This is a genomic window from Marinobacter sp. V032, from assembly GCF_052645435.1.
Map to the genome: position 1 here is coordinate 2,156,444 of NZ_JBQXYE010000001.1, position 22,308 is coordinate 2,178,751.

Annotated in this window: 15 protein-coding genes and 3 tRNA genes; 12 read left to right on the forward strand and 6 right to left on the reverse strand. The window is 55.5% G+C overall.

Features of this window, described 5'->3' with window-relative positions:
• Positions 1 to 9: 9 nt before the first annotated feature.
• The 3 genes from ACUN9X_RS09860 to ACUN9X_RS09870 all read right to left on the reverse strand — a co-directional run bounded on the left by ACUN9X_RS09860 (position 10) and on the right by ACUN9X_RS09870 (position 4,989).
• Positions 10 to 2,859 (reverse strand): valine--tRNA ligase, encoded by a 2,850-nt coding sequence (locus ACUN9X_RS09860; protein ID WP_445472943.1) that lies wholly within the window; start codon positions 2,857 to 2,859, stop codon positions 10 to 12.
• Between the two features lie 176 nt (positions 2,860 to 3,035).
• On the reverse strand, positions 3,036 to 3,521 hold the full coding sequence (locus ACUN9X_RS09865; RefSeq protein ID WP_445472944.1) for a DNA polymerase III subunit chi: 486 nt from the start codon (positions 3,519 to 3,521) through the stop codon (positions 3,036 to 3,038).
• Positions 3,514 to 4,989: a leucyl aminopeptidase gene (locus ACUN9X_RS09870; RefSeq protein WP_260035206.1), complete on the reverse strand. Its 1,476-nt coding sequence runs from the start codon at positions 4,987 to 4,989 to the stop codon at positions 3,514 to 3,516. The genes ACUN9X_RS09865 and ACUN9X_RS09870 overlap by 8 nt, the downstream gene beginning before the upstream one ends.
• A gap of 369 nt (positions 4,990 to 5,358) precedes the next feature.
• On the opposite strand from ACUN9X_RS09870, the gene lptF reads away from it, so the two are divergent.
• Positions 5,359 to 6,471: an LPS export ABC transporter permease LptF gene (lptF, locus tag ACUN9X_RS09875; RefSeq protein ID WP_445472945.1), complete on the forward strand. Its 1,113-nt coding sequence runs from the start codon at positions 5,359 to 5,361 to the stop codon at positions 6,469 to 6,471.
• Positions 6,458 to 7,519, forward strand: a complete 1,062-nt coding sequence (lptG, locus tag ACUN9X_RS09880) for an LPS export ABC transporter permease LptG (RefSeq protein ID WP_445472946.1) — start codon at positions 6,458 to 6,460, stop codon at positions 7,517 to 7,519. The genes lptF and lptG overlap by 14 nt, the downstream gene beginning before the upstream one ends.
• 31 nt (positions 7,520 to 7,550) lie before the next feature.
• Here the strand turns inward: lptG and ACUN9X_RS09885 are convergent, their stop codons facing one another.
• The gene (locus tag ACUN9X_RS09885) at positions 7,551 to 8,036 is read right to left on the reverse strand and encodes an RDD family protein (protein WP_445472947.1); all 486 of its coding nucleotides are present in this window, start codon (positions 8,034 to 8,036) and stop codon (positions 7,551 to 7,553) included.
• Positions 8,037 to 8,277: 241 nt separating this feature from the next.
• On the opposite strand from ACUN9X_RS09885, the gene ACUN9X_RS09890 reads away from it, so the two are divergent.
• The 7 genes from ACUN9X_RS09890 (at position 8,278) to ACUN9X_RS09920 (ending at position 14,623) form a co-directional block, all read left to right on the forward strand.
• On the forward strand, positions 8,278 to 9,534 hold the full coding sequence (locus ACUN9X_RS09890) for a DUF5610 domain-containing protein (protein WP_445472948.1): 1,257 nt from the start codon (positions 8,278 to 8,280) through the stop codon (positions 9,532 to 9,534).
• Positions 9,535 to 9,788: 254 nt separating this feature from the next.
• Complete coding sequence (gene alaS / locus ACUN9X_RS09895) at positions 9,789 to 12,416, forward strand: alanine--tRNA ligase (protein ID WP_445472949.1); 2,628 nt, start codon at positions 9,789 to 9,791, stop codon at positions 12,414 to 12,416.
• Positions 12,417 to 12,509: 93 nt separating this feature from the next.
• The gene (locus tag ACUN9X_RS09900; RefSeq protein WP_260035215.1) at positions 12,510 to 13,742 is read left to right on the forward strand and encodes an aspartate kinase; all 1,233 of its coding nucleotides are present in this window, start codon (positions 12,510 to 12,512) and stop codon (positions 13,740 to 13,742) included.
• 197 nt (positions 13,743 to 13,939) lie between these two features.
• Positions 13,940 to 14,143, forward strand: coding sequence for a carbon storage regulator CsrA (csrA, locus tag ACUN9X_RS09905; RefSeq protein WP_260035217.1), 204 nt, complete (start codon positions 13,940 to 13,942; stop codon positions 14,141 to 14,143).
• A 156-nt stretch (positions 14,144 to 14,299) separates the two neighbouring features.
• Positions 14,300 to 14,390 (forward strand) — tRNA-Ser (locus ACUN9X_RS09910).
• Between the two features lie 47 nt (positions 14,391 to 14,437).
• Positions 14,438 to 14,514 (forward strand) — tRNA-Arg (locus tag ACUN9X_RS09915).
• Between the two features lie 32 nt (positions 14,515 to 14,546).
• Positions 14,547 to 14,623, forward strand: a tRNA-Arg gene (locus ACUN9X_RS09920).
• A 69-nt stretch (positions 14,624 to 14,692) separates the two neighbouring features.
• Here ACUN9X_RS09920 and ACUN9X_RS09925 read toward each other — a convergent pair.
• Positions 14,693 to 15,196 carry a CHRD domain-containing protein gene (locus ACUN9X_RS09925; protein ID WP_445472950.1) on the reverse strand — a complete coding sequence of 168 codons (504 nt, stop codon included), beginning with the start codon at positions 15,194 to 15,196 and terminating at the stop codon, positions 14,693 to 14,695.
• Between the two features lie 429 nt (positions 15,197 to 15,625).
• Here ACUN9X_RS09925 and ACUN9X_RS09930 point away from each other — a divergent pair, with 429 nt between their 5' ends.
• From ACUN9X_RS09930 to ACUN9X_RS09940, 3 genes are read left to right on the forward strand one after another with little or no spacing between them, the layout of a single operon-like run.
• Positions 15,626 to 15,877, forward strand: coding sequence for an OadG family protein (locus ACUN9X_RS09930; RefSeq protein WP_260035220.1), 252 nt, complete (start codon positions 15,626 to 15,628; stop codon positions 15,875 to 15,877).
• Between the two features lie 46 nt (positions 15,878 to 15,923).
• Positions 15,924 to 17,726 (forward strand): sodium-extruding oxaloacetate decarboxylase subunit alpha, encoded by a 1,803-nt coding sequence (oadA, locus tag ACUN9X_RS09935; RefSeq protein ID WP_445472951.1) that lies wholly within the window; start codon positions 15,924 to 15,926, stop codon positions 17,724 to 17,726.
• Between the two features lie 13 nt (positions 17,727 to 17,739).
• The gene (locus ACUN9X_RS09940; protein WP_260035223.1) at positions 17,740 to 19,062 is read left to right on the forward strand and encodes a sodium ion-translocating decarboxylase subunit beta; all 1,323 of its coding nucleotides are present in this window, start codon (positions 17,740 to 17,742) and stop codon (positions 19,060 to 19,062) included.
• An 84-nt stretch (positions 19,063 to 19,146) separates the two neighbouring features.
• On the opposite strand, the gene ACUN9X_RS09945 is transcribed toward ACUN9X_RS09940, so the two are convergent.
• Positions 19,147 to 22,302 carry an error-prone DNA polymerase gene (locus ACUN9X_RS09945; RefSeq protein ID WP_445472952.1) on the reverse strand — a complete coding sequence of 1,052 codons (3,156 nt, stop codon included), beginning with the start codon at positions 22,300 to 22,302 and terminating at the stop codon, positions 19,147 to 19,149.
• Positions 22,303 to 22,308: the final 6 nt, after the last annotated feature.

The following is a 22,308-nucleotide window of genomic DNA, read 5'->3' on the forward strand; positions in this document are numbered from 1 at the left end:
TGCTGAGGCTTACATCGCCTCTATCTGGGCTTTCTGGTCCTGGAGGCGGCTCAGGCTGCTCTGTGCATCAGCCAGCTTGCCTTGCTCCTTTTCAACAACTTCAGCAGGGGCTTTATCGGTAAAGCCGGCGTTGCCGAGTTTTCCTTCCAGGCGTTTGATTTCTTTATTAATGCGCTCCAGCTCTTTGTCGAGCCGTGCCAGCTCCGCATCCTTGTCGATCAGGCCTGCCATCGGAACCCGTACTTCCAGATCGCCTACAAGCTGGGTGGCTGACATGGGCGCTTCTTTGTCGCCGAGCCATTCCAGAGTTTCCAGCTTGGCCAGTGAAATCAGGAACTGACGGTTGGCTTCCATTCGCTCGCGATCGATTTCCGGGCCGCGCAGGAATACAGGGATTTTCTTGGCTGGGGAGATATTCATCTCGCCGCGAATATTTCGCACAGCGACGATCATACCTTTCAGCCATTCGATATCGGCTTCTGCCTGCAGATCGACTTTGGCGTCATCCGGCTCAGGATAGACCTGTAGCATGATGGTATCGCCTTGCTTGCCTGCCAGCGGCGCAATACGCTGCCAGATCTCTTCCGAAATAAACGGAATGATGGGGTGGGCCAGGCGAAGGACAGCTTCCAGTACCCGCACCAGCGTGCGACGCGTGCCACGCTTTGCATCTGCACTGGCATCGTCGTTGGTCAGCACTGGCTTGGATAGCTCGAGATACCAGTCGCAGTATTCGTTCCAGATAAACTCATACAGCGCATAGGCGGCCAGATCAAAGCGGTACTGGTCAAGATGGCGGGTGACATCGCGCTCGCAGTTCTGCAATGCGCTGATGATCCAGCGGTCAGCCAGTGAAAGCTCAATGTTGCCGCCGTTCAGTCCGCAATCTTCGCCTTCCGTATTCATGAGCACGTAGCGCGCGGCGTTCCAAAGCTTGTTGCAGAAGTTTCGGTAGCCTTCCAGTCGCTTCATGTCCCAGTTGATATCACGGCCGGTTGTAGCCAGTGAGGCGAGAGTGAAGCGTAGCGCATCGGTGCCGTGAGGAGCGATGCCTTCGGGGAACTCTTTCTGGGTGCGTTTGCCGATCTTCTGCGCCAGCTGGGGCTGCATCAGGTTGCCGGTGCGCTTGCCCATCAGATCATCAAGGCTGATGCCATCTATCATGTCGAGCGGGTCAAGGACGTTGCCCTTTGACTTCGACATCTTGTTGCCTTGCTCGTCACGGATCAGACCGGTGACATACACGGTTTTGAACGGTACCTGTGGCTTGCCTTTATCATCCTTGATCAGATGCATCGTCATCATGATCATGCGGGCGACCCAGAAGAAAATGATGTCGAAACCGGTGACCAGTACATCTGTCGGATGGAAGGTGGCGAGACGTGCGTTGTCTTCGGGCCAGCCCAGAGTGCCAAAGGTCCAGAGGGCAGAGCTGAACCAGGTATCGAGAACATCGTCATCCTGGCGGATATCCAGTTCGGCGCTCAGGTTGTACTTTTCACGCACTGAGGCTTCATCTTTGCCGACGTAGATGTTGCCTTCGGCATCGTACCAGGCGGGGATGCGGTGCCCCCACCAGAGCTGCCGGGAAATACACCAGTCCTGAATATCGCGCATCCACGAGAAGTACATGTTCTCGTATTGCTTGGGCACGAATTCAATACGCCCGTCTTCAACTGCTTCGATAGCCGGTTTGGCCAGGGTCTTGGCGTCAGCGAACCATTGGTCAGTCAACATCGGTTCAATGATCAGCCCCGAGCGGTCACCGCGCGGCACGCTCAGAACATGGTCTTCGACTTCTTCGAGTAGTCCGCCGGCATCGAGATCGGCCACGACCTGTTTACGCGCAGCTTCGCGGGTAAGACCGGCGTAGGCAGACGGAATGGTGCCGTCGAGTTCGGTGTTTTCAGTACCGTCGCTGTTGAACGTTTCGGCCCGGTCACGAATGTTCGCGTCTTTGGTCAGAACGTTGAGCATTGGCAGTTGGTTGCGTTTGCCGACGGCGTAGTCATTGAAGTCGTGGGCAGGTGTGATTTTGACACAGCCGCTGCCTTTCTCCGGATCTGCGTGCTCGTCAGCGACTATCGGTATTTCGCGATTGGCCAGCGGCAGCAGAACCGTTTTGCCTACCAGGTCCTGATAGCGCTCATCGCTTGGGTGCACGGCTACGGCCGTATCACCCAACATGGTTTCAGGGCGCGTGGTGGCAACAACAACATAATCCCTGCCGTCTTTGGTCTTCGCTCCATTGGCCAGCGGGTAACGCAGGTGCCACAGATGGCCTTTTTCTTCTTTGTTTTCGACTTCCAGATCCGAAATGGCGGTATGAAGTTTGGGATCCCAGTTGACCAGACGCTTGCCGCGATAGATCAGGCCTTCGTCATACAGGCGGATGAAGGTTTCCTGTACAGCCCGGTAAAAACCATCGTCCATTGTGAAACGTTCGTGGTCCCAGTCGACCGAGTTACCAAGGCGGCGCATCTGGCGGGTAATCGTGCCACCGGATTCTCCCTTCCAGTCCCAGATACGTTTGATGAACTCGTCACGCCCGAGGTCGTGACGGTTTTTATCTTCTTCGACTGCCAGCTTGCGCTCGACCACCATCTGGGTCGCGATGCCGGCATGGTCAGTGCCGATCTGCCAAAGGGCGTTGCGGCCCTGCATGCGGCGGTAGCGTGTGAGCGTATCCATAATGGTGTGCTGGAACGCGTGGCCCATGTGAAGACTGCCGGTGACATTGGGCGGCGGGATCATGATGCAGAACGGGTCGCCTTCGCCGCGGGGGCGAAAATAGCCCTGCTTCTCCCAGTTTTCGTACCACTGACGCTCAATATTCTCTGGCTGGTAGGTCTTTTCCATGGAGGTATCTGCTTAAAGCCTGGTTAAACGTGGGATCGGAATTATACATGGCAGGGCGGGGATGGGCGAACCGCAAAACGGGATTAACCCGGACCGGATTTAACGGTCATGCCTGCTGCGTCATGAGCCAGGGCGTTGAATGCCAAATAATGAGAGAGTCCGGCTGTTGGGTGGGCTCAAGACCGGCTTTTTCTGGCGTCATGCACTTGCGGTTGGATGCCTAGCTCGCGCAGTTGGCGGAAGTGGCCGCGGGCCTGGTTCAGAGTGGCAGCATCACTACTGGCGATCAGTGCCAGTCTCGCAAACCTGTCCGCTTTTGCTGGCAGTGATGCGCCCAGCACAATCACAGTATCCCAGTCGGCAGGAGAGGGTTGGCCTGATACCAGGCCTACTTTCTCTGGCCGGGAACCGGGTGCAACCGCTGAATCCATCAGAGTATGAGGGATGAAGCTATCCGGGCTGAACTGCCACAACACCCTGTCCAGTGCCTGGATCTGCTCACCCGGATTACACATCAGGCACACCCGATCCCCCTGTTTATAGGCTTTTTCCGTCAACCTGGCGGCGTAGAGCAACCGGGCGGATTCGGTATCCTGGGGGATCAGGTAAAACCAGTGCCGGTGTTGACCTGCACTGGTTGATTGCGGGCTAGGTTCAGACATTGGACAGCAGGTAGTCGACCAACAGCGGCACAGGACGGCCTGTTGAGCCTTTTTCTTTGCCAGAGAGCCAGGCTGTGCCTGCGATATCCAGGTGCGCCCAACGGTAGTCGCGGGTAAACCGTGACAGGAAGCAGGCTGCGGTGATCGAGCCGGCCATGCGCCCACCGATGTTTTGCATGTCAGCAAAGTTGCTGTCCAGCAGTGGCTGATACTCCTCCCAAATGGGAAGCTGCCAAACGCGGTCGCATGTGCGCTGACCGGCCTGTTGCAGCTGTAGTGCCAGTTCTTCATTGTTGCTGAACAGGCCGCTGGCTTCCTTACCCAGGGCAACGATGATCGCGCCGGTAAGCGTCGCGATATCGACGACCGATTCGGGGTCATATTTGCCGGCATAAGTGAGCGCATCGCACAGTACCAGTCGCCCCTCAGCATCGGTGTTGAGGATCTCAATGGTCTGGCCGGACATTGAGGTCACAATATCGCCTGGGCGTGTGGCGCCGCCGCCGGGCATGTTCTCCGCCGCCGCAACGATCGCAACAACATTGATGGCTGGTTTGATTTCTGCCAGGGCGCGCATGGTGCCAAACACACTGGCAGCGCCGCCCATGTCATACTTCATTTCATCCATGCCTTCGCCCGGCTTGAGGCTGATGCCACCTGAATCAAAGGTGATGCCTTTGCCGACCAGCACGTGAGGCTTGTCTTTGGCCTTGCCGCCCCGGTATTCCATTACGATCAGGCGCGCAGGTTGGTCACTGCCGGCAGATACGGACAGCAGGCTGTTCATGCCCAGTTTTTTCATCTGCTTTTCATCAAGGATTTCGGTCTTGATGACATCGTGAGTCTTGGCAAGCTGTTTCGCCTGATCAGCGAGCCAGGAAGGGTTGCAGACATTGGGAGGCGTGTTGCCCAGGTCCCGGGTGAAATTCATGCCGTGACCGATCGCTTCGCCAGTGGCCATTGCCTTTTTCAGAGCCGCGTTATTGGCTGAGGCTGCGATCGTCAAGCTGGCAAGCGCGCTGCCGCTGGCTTTGGTGCTTTTGAAACCGGTAAAGCTGTATAGCAACTCTTCAGACAATCTGGCGATCAGGCTGACTTTCCAGCTTTCATCGCGATCTTCAACGTCGTTGTCTGCTAACGCGACGAGTGCTTTCTTTGACGCAGAGCTGGTCAGCTTCGACAGCGCGGCGGTGACCATTTTGCGATATGCCAGTGCTGATTGGGCACCACCATTGCCGCTGCCCACCAGCAAAAGCCGGTTCCAGGGCTGGCCTGACAGCGGCAGCAGCAGGCTTGAGCCGGCCTTGCCAGAAATGTCACCGGCTTTCTGAAGATCCTTGATCTGACCGTCGAGCGCCGCATCTGCAGCGGCTGTTGAGGCAGGCCAGTCACCTTTTTCCGGTACGGATACGATCAGGCAATCAGCTTTTACTTCGGCGAGGGGTTTGCTGTTCAGGGCGTATTTCATGGCAGCTCCGTTGGTTCATGCGTTGGGCATACAGAGAGTTCTGCGCGTGAGCCTCTCTTTGTCCGCCTTGAGCTTGCACTGTTTAACGGTGCATTAGTCGGGCGAACTGTGCCTGCGTCAGACGTGAGATTCTGGGGTAATGTCCGTGATCGCTCAAGTGTACGCGAAGCTTTTTTCCCTTGCACTTGACGCGGGTACGTCAATTTTAGGGTGCACAACGACAAACTGCACCATACTGTTTCGGGTATGGCGTCTGATCTGTCAATCGTCGACAAGGTTCACTAGAATAGCGCGGGTTCGCCAGTGTCTCCCTTGTAGCCGAAGATCAGGGGTGTACACCTCCATCTGTTCTGATTGGGTAGGGACATTTTGTTCATCATTTTCCGCTATCTGACCCGTCAGGTTATTGTCAGCATGCTGGCGGTTTCCGGCGTTCTGCTGCTTGTGTTCATGAGTGGCCGCTTTATCAAATATCTGGCTGATGCGGCTGCCGGCAAGCTGTCTGCAGATGTTTTGTTCACCATCATGGGTTACCGCTTTCCCGGATTCCTGGAGCTGATTCTGCCGTTGGGGCTGTTTATTGGCATCCTGCTCGCCTACGGCCGCATGTACCTTGAAAGCGAAATGACGGTGCTCTTCGCTTGCGGCGTCAGTGACAGGCAGGTGCTGGCGCATACCATGGTGACCAGTGTTGTTGTGATGTTGATAGTGGGCTCCATGAGCCTTTTTCTGTCGCCGTGGGGTGCACAGAAGGTGGTTGATATCATCAATGAACAGCGACAGGCGACAGAGTTTGATTTGCTGTCTCCCGGCCGCTTCCAGAGCATTGCGTCGGGTAGTCGCGTGACCTACACCGAGGCGCTCACTGATGATAAAAAGCAGCTCATGGGCGTTTTTATCGCCGAGTATGACAAGGCATCGTCATCCTGGGCGCTTATTACCGCTCAGGAGGGTTCCCAGTTTGTTGATGACTCGACAGGAAGTCGTTTTCTGGTGCTTGGCGACGGCCAGCGTTTTTCCGGTCGGCCGGGTAATCTTGACTACAAGCTGATGACGTTTGACGACTATGGCCTGAAAATAACGGGCCCGGAATCCTATAACGAGCGCAAGAACGACGAGGCCACCTCAACGGCTGACCTGATGGCATCTGATGACCCTGAAATGCGCGCGCTGCTGCACTGGCGCTTCTCGCTACCATTCATCGTACCCATAGTGACCTTGCTTGCTGTGCGCCTGAGTCGGGTTAATCCTCGACAGGGCCGCTTCTTCCACCTGCTTCCGGCCATGCTGCTCTACATCCTCTACCTTGGGCTGCTGATTGTTGCGCGGGATGCGCTGGCCAAGGAGAAAGTCCCTGAGTGGCTGGGTATGGCCTGGGTGCATCTTCTGTTCCTGGCTTTCGGGCTCTGGTTGCAATTCGGTTCGGCGTGGATGCGCAAGCGCCAGCTGGTAAAGGAAGGGAAGTCCCATGCGCAAGCTTGATAACTACATCATCAAAACGGTCGGTGGTGCCACGCTGCTCGTAATGCTGGTGGTTTTGTCGCTTGATTTTATCTTTGGTTTTATTGGCGAGCTGGATGATACCGCGAACGATTACCAGGCTCTTGATGCGCTGCTTTATGTGGTGATGACGATGCCGCGCCGCATCTACGATTACCTGCCGCTGGGTGCCTTCATGGGCTGCCTTATCGGCCTGGGAACATTGGCCAGCTCATCAGAGCTCGTTGTCATTCGTGCCGCCGGTGTATCGATTCGCCGTATTGTCTGGAGTGCGATGAAGCCCACTATTGTGGTGGTTTTGCTGGGGCTGTTTCTCGGTGAATACGTTGCGCCTCATTTTGAGCGCATCGCAGAGAGTAGCAAGAATATTGCTCAGGGCGCAGGGGGTGGCGGGGCTTCGGTCAAGGGCGTGTGGCACCGGGAGAAAAATACGTTCATCCACATGAATGCAGTGCAACCTGATGGTGTGATTCGCGGGTTGTCCCTGTTCGAGTTTGATGACAATCGCTGGCTGGATTCGGCCACTTTCGCAGATCGGGCGACCTATTCAGGTGACCACTGGCTGCTGGAGAACTCGGTTACAACGCATATCTCGAAAGACAAGATCACCCGGGATCAGGCCGAATCACGGCGCTGGGAAGGTGAGCTCTCGCCCGACGTGCTGAGTGTGTTGATAGTCAAGCCGGATAATCTGTCAATCAGCGGACTTTATACCTACGCGCGCTACCTGGATGAACAGAATCTTGATTCGTCCAGTTACTGGCTGTCATTCTGGAAAAAGACCCTCAGTCCGGTCGCGATTTCGGTGTTGGTATTGGTGGCTATTTCGTTCGTATTCGGACCGCTTCGCTCGGTCACCATGGGCTTTCGGGTGTTCACCGGGATTATCGTTGGTCTGGTGTTCAAGTACATGCAGGACTTGCTGGGGCCACTTAGCGTGGTATTTGGTTTTAATCCGATTCTTGCGGTGGCAGCGCCCATCTTGCTGAGCGCCATTGTCGGTGTGGTCCTGATGCGGCGGGCGGGTTAGGCTCCCGCCAGCACGTCTGATCTGATGGGCTTCAGGGTTCTTTGGGGACCCGCACGACCCGGCTTTCTGAGAAGCGATCCGTCCAGGTTCTTTTGTCACTGTCCCACAGCATCCAGATATAACCCAACCCCGCTGCAAACCAGCTCACCCAACCGCTCAGGAACCGGAACAGAGCCTGTGGCCAGCGAATCGATGTGCCATTGGCGTTTTCGATACGAATTCGCCAAACCTGCATGCCCAGTGTCTGGCCGGTTCGGGTCCAGAAATAGCCGAAGAACATGAAGAGCAATACAAACAGGATCGAGGTAAGCAGCGGGTCACTGTTAAGTGCACCGGATTCCGCAAGAGCCTTGTATTCATCGAATCCGATAATCCACGCAGCCAGCATGGTGTAACCCCAGGTACAGACGATCAGTACGGCAATGCAGATAAGCCCGTCATAGAGCATGGCAAGCAACCGTCTCCCGAGTCCGGCAGGTGCCAGTAGTTCGTCGGCAGGGTGAAATTGGCGTGCCATGATCTCTCCAGTCAAAACGATTTAATGTGTTAGCGGTGTGCGTGACGGCCGGTTTCGTGCGTGCTCTCGCTAGCCGATTGCCTGAGAACGGCGAACAGTATACCGAAAAGGTCTTAAAGTTTGATGCCTTCCGGCCGCTAGACGAGATATAACGATCGTGATGCGAGCCCTTCAGGGCGTGCCGCGAATGTCCAGGGTTTGAATAGTCCCAACGATTGCATGTTGTGCATGGAGGTTTGTGATGGTGTCGTCAGTTTCCGGTCCAGGGTCCGATGCGTCGGTATTGCCGAAACGCACAGGCAATGATGCCGCTGCTTCGCAGCGCCAGTCTCAGACATCTCAAGCATCCGATGCCCGATCCTCACAAACCATCCGCACCGTTGATGATGCCATGGCGGTATTGCGCGCCCGTCTGGAGCAGCGGCTTGAACAGCGCATGGGTGGAACTGATGCGGCATCTGGCGCGGGCAAGCCGGCATCAGCAGGCTACTCGGCCGCGGATGTCGCCAATAATGTGTTGGGCTTTGTGCAGAATCGCTTGCAGAAAGAGGCGGCGGCAGGCGCCGACCCGGATCGTTTGGCCAGCTTGCTGGAACAGGCGAGAGCCGGTGTAGAGCAGGGCTTTGCAGAGGCCAGAGAACAGATTGAAGCGCTGGGTATGATGAACGACGAGCTTGGCGCGGGTATTGACGACAGTTTTGATCGCATTACCGAAGGGCTGGACAAGCTGGAGAAACTCTTCCTTGGCAATGATAATGCGGCTGTCGCCAACAATGGCGCGGAAAAACCATCGCAGGCCGTAGATGGGGCTCAACGGACAACCTCGGCAAGTAGCGTAGAGGCGGCATCCCGTGATCAGCTTTCATTTGAGGTCACAACAAGTGATGGTGATCGGATTACGGTGCGCATGGACGAGCTCCGCTATGCCAGTGCCAGCCAGGTCAGTGGATCAGACGGAACGGGCCGATTCAGTTCAGCCAGTTCGACGTCGATGTTCTCGGGGCGTTACGCGTTTTCCGTTGAGGGTGATCTGGATGCGGGCGAGCGCGAGGCGCTGAATAACCTGTTCAAGGACGTGGAGGCGGTGTCGGCTCAGTTTTTTGAAGGCGATGTTATGGGCGCGTTCGAGGCGGCCAAGTCTCTGGATCTCGGTGGCGAGGAGTTAGCCGCTTTCAGTCTTAACCTGTCGTCTGTTCGTTCGGTCCGTGCCGCTGCTTATGAGTCTGTGTCCCAGTCTGACTCCGGGCAGGTCTCCTCGCCGGCGACACAGTTGAAGCCGCTGGGCTCGCTTGCTCAGGGTCTGCAGGAGTTGGCAGATAAGGCTCAGCAAAATGGGCTTGATCTGACGTCTCTCAATGACCTTGTGACGCGAATGCTGGAGGATGGGCGTGAACAGGCGTCGCGGCCGGTGGCTGAGGACACGGCCAGTCTTATGGGGGACTTCTGGCAGACGATTTTCGACACCATGAAGCCCGCTGATACTGATAGCGCCCAATGATCCATCGGGTTTGATTAAAGGCGTCGGTCCGGCGGCCATCTGGTTGCTATCGGGCCCAGCGCGATAAACTCTCCCTATCCACACCGACGCCGCTATCAATTGAGCGGCGTTTCTCGTTTTTAACCCCCACAGCGTGTGCTAGAGTAGCGCCCTTGCGTATTGGTATCGCAGAGCGCCATCACCGTGATATTGCCGGAGATTCTGGCGGCTCTGCCAATGATTCGACTCTCTGACAAGGCGATCAGGACACGGCTATGAAAACCGCAGTATTGCGCCAGGCATTTCTTGACTACTTCCAGCAGCGCGGGCACGAAATCGTCGCCAGCAGTTCTCTGGTTCCCCATGATGATCCGACCTTGCTGTTCACCAACGCGGGGATGAACCAGTTCAAAGATGCTTTCCTGGGGCGCGAAGATCGTGGTTATACCCGAGCGACCAGCTCACAACGCTGCGTGCGCGCGGGCGGCAAGCACAACGATCTCGAGAATGTCGGCTACACAGCACGCCACCACACCTTCTTCGAGATGCTGGGAAACTTCAGTTTTGGTGATTATTTCAAAAAGGAAGCCATCGAGTTTGCCTGGACTTTCCTGACCGGCGATGAGTGGCTGGCCCTGCCGAAAGAGAAATTACTGGTTACAGTTTACGCGTCAGACGACGAGGCGTTCGATCTCTGGAACAAAGGTATGGGCGTGCCGGCCGACCGGATTATCCGCATCGGTGATAACAAGGGCGCACCTTACGCATCAGACAATTTCTGGCAGATGGGTGATACGGGGCCTTGCGGTCCGTGCACCGAGATTTTCTACGACCACGGTGCCGATATTGCAGGTGGCCCGCCGGGCAGTCCTGAGGAGGACGGCGACCGGTTTATTGAAATCTGGAACGTCGTTTTCATGCAGTTCAACCGCACCGCCGATGGCGAAATGCAGCCATTGCCCAAGCCGTCAGTTGATACCGGCATGGGGCTTGAGCGTATTGCTGCTGTGCTGCAAGGCGTGCACAACAATTACGAAATTGATCTGTTCCAGGATTTGTTGAAAGCCGCCTCCGATATTCTGGGTGGTGTTGATACTACTGAAGCATCTCTTCGCGTTGTGGCTGATCACATCCGGGCCTGTTCCTTCCTGATTGCCGATGGTGTTATGCCATCGAATGAAGGTCGCGGCTTTGTGCTGCGTCGTATCATTCGACGTGCGGCCCGCCACGGCAACAAGCTGGGAGCCAAGGATGCATTCTTCTATAAGCTGACGGGCGCATTGGTTGAATTGATGGGCGAAGCATTCCCTGAGCTTGTCCGCACCCGGGCCCAGATCGAAAAAGTGCTGCTGCAGGAAGAAGAGCAGTTTGCCCGTACGCTGGATAAGGGGCTTCGTCTTCTCGAACAGGATATAGCCGAACTCAAAGGCGATGAAATTCCGGGCGAAACGGTATTTACCCTCTATGACACCTATGGCTTTCCGGTCGATCTGACCAATGATATTGCCCGCGAACGTGGCCTTACCCTGGATTACGAGGGTTACGAAAAGGCGATGGAAGCTCAGCGCGAACGGGCTCGAGCCGCATCGAAATTTGGTATTGATTACAATGCCTCCGCCGATCTGGGTGGGAGCACTGAATTTACCGGTTACGAAAGCGTGGACGGCCACGAGAAAATTCGTACCGTGCTGGTTAATGGTGAAGAAAAGAACGCACAAACCGGCGAAGAGGCCGTGATTGTTCTAGAGCGGACGCCCTTTTATGCGGAATCTGGCGGCCAGGTAGGTGATACCGGTTTGCTGACCTGGAGCGGTGGTCGTTTCCATGTGTCGGATACCCGAAAAGACGGGGCTAACCACCTGCATATCGGCACTGTGATCGAAGGTGAGTTGTTTCCCGGGCTGGAAGTCGATGCCCGTATCGATCATGGTCGCCGCCAGTCAATTGCGTTGAATCACTCGGCTACGCATCTGCTGCACGCTGCGTTGCGCAATGTGCTGGGTGATCATGTGACCCAGAAAGGGTCGCTGGTTGATCCGGATCGTCTGCGGTTCGATTTCTCCCATTTTGAAGCTGTCACACCAGAGCAGTTGGCGGCCATTGAAGCACAGGTTAACGAGCAGATTCTGGACAACACTGCGGTCGGCACTGAAATTACCGACATGGAGCAGGCGAAAGCGAAGGGTGCTGTGGCGTTGTTCGGTGAGAAGTACGGCGATCAGGTGCGGGTTCTCAGCATGGGGTCAGACCGTTTCTCCGTGGAATTGTGCGGCGGTACCCATGTGTCTCGCACGGGCGACATCGGGTTGTTCCGGATTGTTTCCGAAAGCGGGATCTCCTCCGGTGTTCGACGCATCGAAGCGGTGACCGGCAAGGGCGCGTTGGCGTGGCTCGATGAAACAGAGGGCCGGCTCCGTCAGGTTGCCTCACTGGTACGCGGTACCCGTGAGACCGTAATCGACAAGGTTGAGGCGACACTTGAGCGTAATCGCCAGCTTGAGAAAGAGATTGAGCAGCTGAAATCAAAACTCGCCAGCTCTGCAGGTTCGGATCTGGTTGATTCCGCTGTTGATGTCAACGGCCTGAAAGTGGTTGCTTCGGTGCTTGAAGGGGCTGATCGCAAAGCGCTGATGGATACCGCTGACCAGCTGAAGAACAAGCTGGGATCTGGCGTTGTCGTGCTGGCCAGCATCGAGGATGGCAAGGTTATCCTGGTCGCGGGTGTGACCAAGGATGCCACCTCCCGGATCAAGGCGGGTGATTTGATGAAGTCACTTTGCGCGGAAGTTGGCGGCAAGGGCGGTGGACGACCTGATATGGCGCAGGGCGGCGGAACGGACGCGGATAAGTTGCCGGATGCTCTGGCGAAGGTGGCAACCTGGGTGAGTGAAGCAACTCAATAGCGCCGAAAACAGTACCGGGTTTTCATTACTATCACTATAATCGCCGCGCGCGAGAATAGGTATTCAGGCTTAGATGGCAGGTAGCACACAATAATGGCACTACTGGTTCAGAAATACGGTGGTACTTCCGTAGGTACCACGGATCGAATCGAAGCGGTTGCTGACAGGGTCTGTCGCACCCGGGCGAACGGGCATGACGTTGTGGTGGTCGTCTCCGCTATGAGCGGCGAAACCAACAGGTTGGTGGGGCTGGCAAACGCTATCATGGAAGACCCGACCCCGCGGGAGATGGATGTACTGCTGTCTACCGGAGAGCAGGTCACCATCGCATTGCTGTCCATGGCGCTTCAGAAGCGCGGCATCGATGCCCGTTCGTACACAGGTGCTCAGGTAAGCATTGTGACGGATAGCTCGCATACCAAGGCGCGCATCCAGAGCATTGATGAGCAGAATATGCGCGGCGATCTCGATGCTGGTCGTGTCATTGTGGTTGCCGGCTTTCAGGGTGTCGACGATAAGGGCAATATTACAACGCTGGGGCGTGGCGGGTCAGACACTACGGCTGTAGCACTGGCGGCTGCATTGAAGGCCGATGAGTGCCAGATCTACACTGACGTTGATGGCGTATATACAACAGATCCCCGGGTTGTCGACAGTGCCCGACGTCTGGACAAGATTACATTTGAAGAAATGATTGAAATGGCCAGTCTCGGATCCAAAGTGTTGCAGATCCGGGCGGTTGAATTTGCAGGTAAGTACAACGTGCCACTTCGGGTTTTGTCGAGTTTCGGCGAAGGCGAGGGCACCCTGATTACGCTTGATGACGAGGGTGACATGGAACAACCGGTCGTATCCGGGATTGCGTTTAACCGGGATGAAGCAAAACTGACGATTTCGGGTGTACCTGATACCCCGGGCAGTGCGCTGCGTATATTGAAGCCAGTGAGCGAAGCCAATATCGAAGTGGACATGATCGTCCAGAACGTAGGTGCGGATAACCGCACTGATTTCACCTTCACGATTCATCGCAATGATTACAAGCGTGCCCAGGCGGTGCTTGAGCAGGTCAAGGCAGATCTGGGTGCAAGGCAGGTGAGTGGTGACGGCCGCATCGCGAAGGTCAGTATCGTGGGTGTAGGGATGCGTTCGCACGCCGGTGTTGCCACCCAGATGTTTGAGGCGCTCTCAAATGAAGGTATCAATATCCAGATGATCTCCACGTCGGAAATCAAGATTTCGGTGGTCATCGATGAAAAGTATCTGGAACTTGCGGTTCGTGCACTGCATAGTGCGTTTGGATTGCAGGGGCCCGAGACAGAGGCATAGAGTGCGGAATGGCGGTCTTTCTCCGTCCGTGCCTCAATAATAAGGGAACGATTAACACCAGAAGCGATCATAGGAACTGTCCGGCTCAGGGAAACCCACTACGGACAATTCCGGGTTACGGGCGGTCAGTTGTCCCGCTATAAAGGAATTAGTTTTTAAAGTCGGAACAGGTAGCTCTGGACATAAGGAGTAAGGACATGTTGATTTTGACCCGCCGTGTTGGCGAGACCCTGATGGTTGGTGATGAAGTGACCGTCACCGTACTCGGGGTGAAGGGAAACCAGGTACGTATTGGCGTTAATGCGCCTAAAGAAGTCGCCGTTCACCGCGAAGAAATTTACCAGCGGATTCAGCGGGAAAAGTCAGATCCTGATGGTGAGCCGGAGCCAGGCAACATCTGATCTGATCGAAGAGCCCGTCGCTGATTTCACCGACGGGTTTTTTGTGTCAGTGCGGCGAGAGTAGGTTTATACAAAGCCTGGACAGAGAAAATTGAAAAAATCACTGTCAACCCTATGAAAACAGAAAAATTCTGGTACTATGTGCCGCGTTCTTAAGGAGAGGTGGGTGAGTGGCTGAAACCAGCTCCCTGCTAAGGAGCCGTACGCATTACGCGTACCGAGGGTTCGAATCCCTCCCTCTCCGCCATTCTTTTTTTAAAGAATAAAAGAACGAAGTTTGGAAGGTTTTGTTGCGCGGCTGTAGCTCAGCTGGATAGAGTACCTGGCTACGAACCAGGCGGTCGGAGGTTCGAATCCTCCCAGCCGCGCCATCAATTGCAAAGTCCGACCCAACGTGTTTTAAGCGGCTGTAGCTCAGCTGGATAGAGTACCTGGCTACGAACCAGGCGGTCGGAGGTTCGAATCCTCCCAGCCGCGCCATATCAAACAAAGAACCCCGCCACGTGCGGGGTTCTTTGTTTTCAGGCACTCTTCTTGTCGGTTTGCTGATTACATTCCGTGATCATGGGTTTCCATCAGCTGTCCGCGAATGGCGCCTTTAGGGTAGTCCGGGTTGTGGATGTTGATATAGAAGTCATCCGGGTTGGTCAGGATGCGTTGGACAATGCCTTCCTCTGCAGTCGGGAATTTACCCTTTTCGCCTTCGGTCAGGCAGTCACCGGCGTTCCCGTCCTCCGGTCCTGCAAGGTTGGCGACCACGCTACCGCTTTTGCCTTTTCCTGCTTCATGAATATGGGCGGCCATGCCTTCTTTTACCGGCACCATTTTGATTCCGCTAACTTCTATCACGTAACAGAGGGTGGTGGTATCACCGTCTACGCCGAAGACATACGCTGTTCCACTGCCTGCAGCGTCGCCCTCTGAGCCAGTCATGGCATCGCCGGTCAGCTCTGCTTTCAGAACCGGGTTGGTGTGGCCGGCAACAGCCGAGAGTGGCGTCAGTAGTGCTGCGCAGACGAGCCCTGTCAGTGCGAGTTGTTTTCCTGCGATCATGATTTGCCATCCTTTATTTTGATTTATCGTGTTGCTTGCCTTAGGTATACGCGCGCTGCGGGTAAATAGATGCAGAATGCAGTTTTTCGGGTGTAGGTTATTGAGGGTGTGCGATTGCTTGTTGCGGATGGTCGCTATCACTCGGTGGGTTTTAAGTGCGATTTGCAAATGTTGCTCTTTGATATCATCTGTTGGTGGACTGGTGTACTCTTGGTAACCGTCCGCTTTTTGAAGTGCCCTCCATTACTCTCCTGGCCTGAAATGACCCGTTTTCTCGGGATGATCCATCGGTTTTTACGGATTGCTCTGGTTGCTCAGTAGTGCATAAACCGGTAAATTACGCAGGATTTTGCCATCCGATATTACAAAGTCTGTGGTAATGCCACTCAAGGCAGAGTCGGGTAAATCCGTTTATTAAGGGAAAAAACCATGACTGACCTGATGACCAAGGCCATCGAGTTGATGGTAGCGGGCATGGGATTCGTTTTTGTCTTCCTTGTAATCCTAGTGTTTGCAACCGGGATAATGTCCAAGGTTGTGTCCAGATTGGCGCCACCCGAAGTGGCAGCGCCCGCACGTTCTCCGCGCGCCAAAGCAGCCCCTGAACCTGCGTCAGTTGACCCTGACACAGCAGAGGCTATCAAGCAGGCGATTGCGAAGTTCAGGTCGCGTCACAAGTAAGTGGCCTGGCAAACATATTAGAACTATTAAGTAGAAGGCTGACACGATGACAGATTCAAAAAAACCATTGGGGATTACGGACGTCATTCTGCGTGACGCCCATCAATCCCTTCTGGCAACCCGTATGCGGTTGGACGATATGCTGCCTATCGCAGAGAAGCTCGACAAAGTCGGCTTCTGGTCTCTTGAATCCTGGGGTGGGGCAACATTTGATTCCTGCATCCGCTACCTGGGCGAAGACCCCTGGGAGCGCATTCGGGAACTCAAGAAGGTAATGCCGAATACTCCACAGCAAATGCTTCTGCGAGGCCAGAACCTGCTGGGTTATCGCCACTACGCTGATGATGTTGTGTCACGGTTTGTCGAGCGGGCCGCTGAAAACGGGGTCGATGTTTTCCGTATTTTCGATGCCATGAACGATCCCCGTAACCTGGAAACTGCCATCAAGGCGGTTCGCAAAACCGGCAAACACGCTCAGGGCACCATTTCATATACCACCAGTCCGGTGCACACCATTGAAATGTGGGTCGAGTTGGCAAAAGAAGTCGCGGATATGGGCGCCGACTCAATTGCGATCAAGGACATGGCCGGTATTCTCAAGCCTTACGTTGCATTTGATCTGGTCAGCCGCCTGAAAAAAGAGCTGGATATCCCGATCCACATGCAGTGTCACGCAACAACCGGTATGTCGACTGCGACTGCGATCAAGGCGGCGGAAGCCGGCATTGATAACGTCGATACGGCCATTTCCTCAATGAGCATGACCTACGGTCATTCGCCGACCGAAGCCGTTGTGGCGATCCTTGAAGGTACCGAGCGTGACACCGGCCTGGATCTGAACCTGCTTGAAGAGATTGCCAGTTACTTCCGTGACGTTCGCAAGAAGTACGCGAAATTTGAAGGCAGCCTCAGAGGTACTGATTCACGCATCCTGATTGCTCAGGTGCCTGGTGGCATGCTGACTAACATGGAGAACCAGCTGAAAGAGCAAAACGCGAGCGACAAGTTCGATGAGGTTCTGGCTGAGATTCCAAGAGTCCGTGAAGATCTGGGTTACATTCCGCTGGTTACGCCAACGTCGCAGATCGTCGGCACTCAGGCGGTGCTCAATATCCTGACCGGCGAACGTTACAAGTCGATTTCGAAGGAAACAGCTGCCATTCTCAAAGGTGAGTACGGTTCTGCACCATCAGCGTTCAATAAAGAGCTTCAGACTCGCGTGCTTGATGGCAAGGAGCCTGTCACCTGCCGTCCTGCGGATCTGATCGAGCCGGAGATGGACAAGCTGACTGACGAGCTCAAGAAGCTGGCTGACGAGAAGGGCATCAAGCTGGCCGACAACATCGAAGATGATGTGTTGACCTATGCACTCTTCCCGCAGATTGGCCTCAAGTTTCTTGAAAACCGTGGCGACGCTTCTGCATTTGAGCCTGTGCCGACCGGAGCGGATGCGGCGGCTGCTTCAGCCCTTGCGAAGTCATCAGGTCCGGAAACCTATACCGTTGCCGTAAATGGCAAGGAGTATGTCGTTGCTGTCGCCGAAGGTGGCGAGATCAGCCAGATCCAGTCTCAGGGCGGGGCAGTTGCAGCGCCTGCTGCATCAGCATCATCCGCGCCGACACCAGCAGCCGGTGACGGAGAACCTGTGGCGGCGCCACTGGGCGGTAACATTTTCAAGGTGTTGGTATCACCAGGCGACGTTGTCGAAGATGGTGAAATACTGATCATCCTCGAAGCCATGAAGATGGAAACTGAAATTCGCGCACCCAAGGCCGGTACCGTTGGCGAGATCTTCGTCAAGGTTGGCGACAGCGTAGCTGTCGGTGATGAAATGCTGACAATCGCATAAGGGCCAGCATTCCATGGATAAGATAATGACTCTCTGGACAGGTAGTGGTCTGTTCAATCTCTCGATAGGTCAGGGGGCAATGATTGTCGTCGGCCTGTTGCTTTTGTTCCTTGCGATTCGCAAGGGCTTTGAGCCGTTGTTGCTGGTCCCGATCGGGTTTGGCGGTATTCTGGCAAACATCCCCGAAGCGGGGCTTGCGCTATCTGCCGCTGAAAACGCGATTCACGTTGCCAAGCCGGAAGTGTTGGCAGCACTGGCCTCAGTGCTGAACGTACCCTATGAGGCGGCTCAGGCTGTTACACCTGATGTGATCTCAGCCTTCAAAGAGGCTTATAAGTCCGGTGGCGTGCAAATGATTGCCGCAGCGAACGCGCTTGCTGAAGACCAGGGCTATGCCAACGGCATGCTCTACAACTTCTATACCGTGGCGATTCATAGCGGTGCTGCACCTCTGATTATCTTCATGGGTGTAGGCGCAATGACCGATTTCGGACCGCTTCTGGCGAATCCGAAAACCTTGCTGTTGGGCGCGGCTGCGCAGTTTGGCATCTTTGGTACAGTGATTGGTGCAGCGCTGCTGGACTGGTCCGGTACCATGGATTTCACCATTCTTGAAGCGGCAGCGATCGGTATCATCGGTGGTGCAGATGGCCCGACCTCGATCTACGTTTCGAGCATCCTTGCGCCTCACCTGTTGGGTGCGATTGCAGTGGCAGCATACTCCTACATGGCGTTGGTGCCGATGATTCAGCCACCGATCATGCGTGCGCTGACATCCGAGAAGGAGCGGGCTATCAAGATGTCCCAGCTGCGTCATGTCAGCAAGGCGGAAAAGATCGTTTTCCCGATTGTTGTCCTGATGCTGGTGGTGCTGTTCCTGCCTGACGCAGCGCCGCTGCTGGGTATGTTCTGCTTTGGTAACCTGATGCGGGAATGCGGTGTTGTCGAGCGCTTGAGCGATACGTCGCAAAATGCACTGATCAACATTGTCACGATTTTCCTCGGGTTGTCGGTTGGCTCCAAGCTTGGCGCTGACAAGTTCCTCGATTTCCAGACGCTGGGAATCCTGGCGCTGGGTATGGCGGCGTTCTGCGTCGGTACGGCTTGTGGTGTACTGATGGCGAAGTTGCTGAACGTCTTCTCGAAAGAGCAGATCAACCCGCTTATCGGCTCCGCCGGTGTGTCTGCTGTCCCCATGGCGGCGCGTGTATCCAACAAGGTAGGGCTGGAGTCAAATCCTCACAACTTCCTGTTGATGCATGCCATGGGTCCCAACGTCGCCGGTGTTATCGGCTCGGCGGTTGCGGCCGGTGTGATGATCAAGCTCTTGAGCTGATTATTTGCTGCCCATGAAAAAGCCCCGCGATTGCGGGGCTTTTTTGTTTCTGCTTTAGCGCGTTGATCACCTTTGAGTGAAAGGTCAGTGAAAATCCCGGGATTGCACGTTCAGGTTGCCCAACAGGTGACTGAGATCCGTGAGCTTGCCCGCCATGATATGAACAATATCGCCCTCGCGTTCCATAATGCCTTTGACATGCAGTAGTTGTGCTTTTAGCAGTGGCTGGCGTTGTTGGCGGGCAGTATTAAGCCAGACCACCACATTGACGTTACCTGTTTCGTCTTCCAGCGTCACAAAGGTGACGCCGGATGCTGAGCCGGGCCTTTGGCGGCCGGTGACCAAGCCGGCCACCTGGACCGGCCGACCGGGATTGTCGGTCTTGAGCTCTTCCGCTGTCCGGCAAAACCGCAAATGCCCCTGTTCCCGTAGAAGAGCCAGAGGATGCCGGTTGAGGGTTAATCCCTGACTGGCATAATCTTCCAGAATATCGTCACCTTCGCTGGGTGCTGCCAATTCAACGCGCTGGTCATCACAAATGTAATGGGCTGCGGTGTCCTGCACCGATGTGTCGCTGAACAGGGGAGGTGGTGTGTCATGCCCGAGTATATCCCAGCGGGCCTGGTGGCGATTCTGAGATAGGCTGCGCAGGGCATTGGCGCTGGCGAGGCACTCCATATCCCGGTTATCAGGCGTGGCCAGATCGCGCAGTTGCTCAATCGTCTGGTAGCCGCCCGGGGGGCGTTGTGCCACGATCTCTTGTGCGCCGTTACGGGACAGGCCTTTTACCAGGCAGAATCCCAGCCGGAGCCGGGTATGGTTGTTCTCTATGGTGTGCTCCCACTGACTGAAATTGATGTCGATGGGCTGTATATCCACCTGATGACGACGCGCGTCCTGAACAAGCTGCGAGGGTGAGTAGAACCCCATTGGCTGGCTGTTCAGCAGGGCGCAGTAAAAGGCTTCCGGGTGGTGGTGTTTAATCCAGGAGGAGACATATACCAAGAGGGCAAAACTGGCAGAGTGAGATTCGGGGAAACCATAGCCACCAAACCCACAAATCTGCCGATAAAGGCGTTCGGCAAAGCTTCGACCGTGGCCTCGTGCAAGCATGCCGGTAATCAGCTTGTCGCGGAAAGGCGTCAGGTCGCCGGTAGATTTCCATGCAGCCATGGCGCGCCGCAACCGGTCCGCTTCACCGGCAGTAAAACCCGCGGCGACCATCGCCAGTTTGATCACCTGTTCCTGGAAAATAGGCACTCCCAGTGTGCGCTCCAGCACCTCGCGTATTGCGTCATTGGGGTAGTCCACTTCGTCCAGGCCATCGCGGCGGCGCAGGTAAGGGTGAACCATATCGCCCTGAATCGGCCCCGGGCGAACGATCGCAACCTGGATCACCAAGTCGTAGAATTTGCGGGGGCGCAGGCGAGGGAGCATGTTGATCTGGGCGCGAGACTCCACCTGAAACACACCGATGCTGTCACCATTACAGAGCATTTCATAAACGTCATCATCATCATCATCTGGAGTGACATCTTCCATGCCAAAACGTCTCCCCAGTTTATCGCCAATGTGCTCGAAAGCTTTGCGAATAGCGGTGAGCATGCCCAGGGCCAGCACGTCGACTTTCATCAGTCCCAGACTTTCCAGATCATCCTTGTCCCATTGAATGACGGTGCGATCAGCCATGGCTGCATTTTCTACCGGCACCAGTTCGGCCAGGGGGCCGGCACTAATGACAAAGCCGCCCACATGCTGGGATAAATGACGGGGAAAGCCGAGCAGGGTGTTGACCAGAGCCACGAATTGCTCAGCAGTTCGGGCCTTTTTGACCACCCCCTTGTCGAATAATTGCTGGCGCCAGTCATGCTCCCGATCCCGCCAGTCAATCTGGCTGATCAGTTGTTCCAGCAGGGTTATATCGAGACCGAGCGCTTTGCCGACGTCCCGGATTGCGCTCTTTGAGCGATAGCGGATGACCGTTGCGGCCAGTGCGGCGCGCTCACGGCCATAGCGCCGGTAAATATACTGGATCACCTCTTCGCGCCGTTCGTGTTCGAAGTCCACATCAATATCGGGCGGTTCGCCACGGTCTTTGGAGATAAACCGCTCAAAAAGAAGTTGGGATTTTTCGGGATTCACTTCCGTGATGCCAAGGCAATAGCAGACTGCCGAGTTAGCAGCGGAGCCTCGGCCCTGGCACAAAATACCCTGACTCCGGGCGTAGCGAACGATGTCCTGAATGGTCAGGAAGTAGGCTTCATATTGCATGTCCCCAATCAGCCGCAGTTCTTTCTCAATAAGTGCTCTCACCGGTAGGGTGATGCCTTCAGGGAAGCGTTGTTCAATGCCTTTTTCCGTTAGTTCACGGAGGTAGCGGGCGGCACTGTAGCCGGCAGGAACAACTTCTGGCGGGTATTCGTAACGCAGTTCGCCGGGGTCAAAGGTGCAGCGTCGGGCGATCTCAAGGGTTGCGTTGATCCATTGGGCGGGAAAGAGTCGATGCAGTGTTTTCAGCGGGCGCAGGTAATGCTCGCCATTGGCGAAGAGTCGATGACCTGCAGCGGCAACGGTGCAGCTATGGCGAATAGCGGTGAGCACATCCTGTAACGGCTGGCGTTGCCGCTGATGCATGTGCACATTGCCAGTGGCAACGACCGGCAGTGCCAATCGCTGGGCAAGCAGCCGTAACCGGATGAGCTGTTCGTCATCCTGATCGGTCAGGGTGCGGGTGGCCATTATCCATAGCCGTTGGGGGAAATGTTGCTTCAGCCATTCTCCCTGTGCTGGCAGTGCATCCTGATGTGTTGCGAGTGGCGTCCAGAGCGCCAGGCATTCGCTCAGGTCATGGCTTTCAATATCGCCGGTTAGAAAATCATAGTCACCTTTTTCTGCCCGCCGGCGGGTGGTTGTGATCAGTTGGCAAAGCTGGCCGTAGCCGCGCCGGGTTTGTGCCAGCAGTACCAGCATGAGGGCGTCGTCCCGGGTGCGGAATTCGCTGCCGGTCAGTAGTCGGATGGGGGCGTCGTCAGTACCGTTTATGCGATTTTTTTCGGCTACGGATTCGGCATGGGTTTTTAGTGCGGCGTAGGCGCGGGGCATGCCTGCTACTGAGCACTCATCAGTGATGGCGAGGGCTTGATAGTCAAGGCGAGCGGCTTCCTCTGCCAGCTCGTGGGGGTGGGAGGCGCCTCTCAGAAAAGAAAAATTGCTCAGGCAATGCAGCTCAGCGTATGACAACAATGG

Excerpts from the sequence above, each read along its gene's own strand:
- ACUN9X_RS09860 (WP_445472943.1), bottom strand. The coding sequence starts at position 2,859 with ATGGAAAAGACCTACCAGCCAGAGAATATTGAGCGTCAGTGGTACGAA.
- ACUN9X_RS09865 (WP_445472944.1), bottom strand. The coding sequence starts at position 3,521 with ATGTCTGAACCTAGCCCGCAATCAACCAGTGCAGGTCAACACCGGCAC.
- ACUN9X_RS09870 (WP_260035206.1), bottom strand. The coding sequence starts at position 4,989 with ATGAAATACGCCCTGAACAGCAAACCCCTCGCCGAAGTAAAAGCTGAT.
- lptG (WP_445472946.1), top strand. The coding sequence starts at position 6,458 with ATGCGCAAGCTTGATAACTACATCATCAAAACGGTCGGTGGTGCCACG.
- ACUN9X_RS09885 (WP_445472947.1), bottom strand. The coding sequence starts at position 8,036 with ATGGCACGCCAATTTCACCCTGCCGACGAACTACTGGCACCTGCCGGA.
- ACUN9X_RS09890 (WP_445472948.1), top strand. The coding sequence starts at position 8,278 with ATGGTGTCGTCAGTTTCCGGTCCAGGGTCCGATGCGTCGGTATTGCCG.
- alaS (WP_445472949.1), top strand. The coding sequence starts at position 9,789 with ATGAAAACCGCAGTATTGCGCCAGGCATTTCTTGACTACTTCCAGCAG.
- ACUN9X_RS09900 (WP_260035215.1), top strand. The coding sequence starts at position 12,510 with ATGGCACTACTGGTTCAGAAATACGGTGGTACTTCCGTAGGTACCACG.
- csrA (WP_260035217.1), top strand. The coding sequence starts at position 13,940 with ATGTTGATTTTGACCCGCCGTGTTGGCGAGACCCTGATGGTTGGTGAT.
- ACUN9X_RS09925 (WP_445472950.1), bottom strand. The coding sequence starts at position 15,196 with ATGATCGCAGGAAAACAACTCGCACTGACAGGGCTCGTCTGCGCAGCA.
- ACUN9X_RS09930 (WP_260035220.1), top strand. The coding sequence starts at position 15,626 with ATGACTGACCTGATGACCAAGGCCATCGAGTTGATGGTAGCGGGCATG.
- oadA (WP_445472951.1), top strand. The coding sequence starts at position 15,924 with ATGACAGATTCAAAAAAACCATTGGGGATTACGGACGTCATTCTGCGT.
- ACUN9X_RS09940 (WP_260035223.1), top strand. The coding sequence starts at position 17,740 with ATGGATAAGATAATGACTCTCTGGACAGGTAGTGGTCTGTTCAATCTC.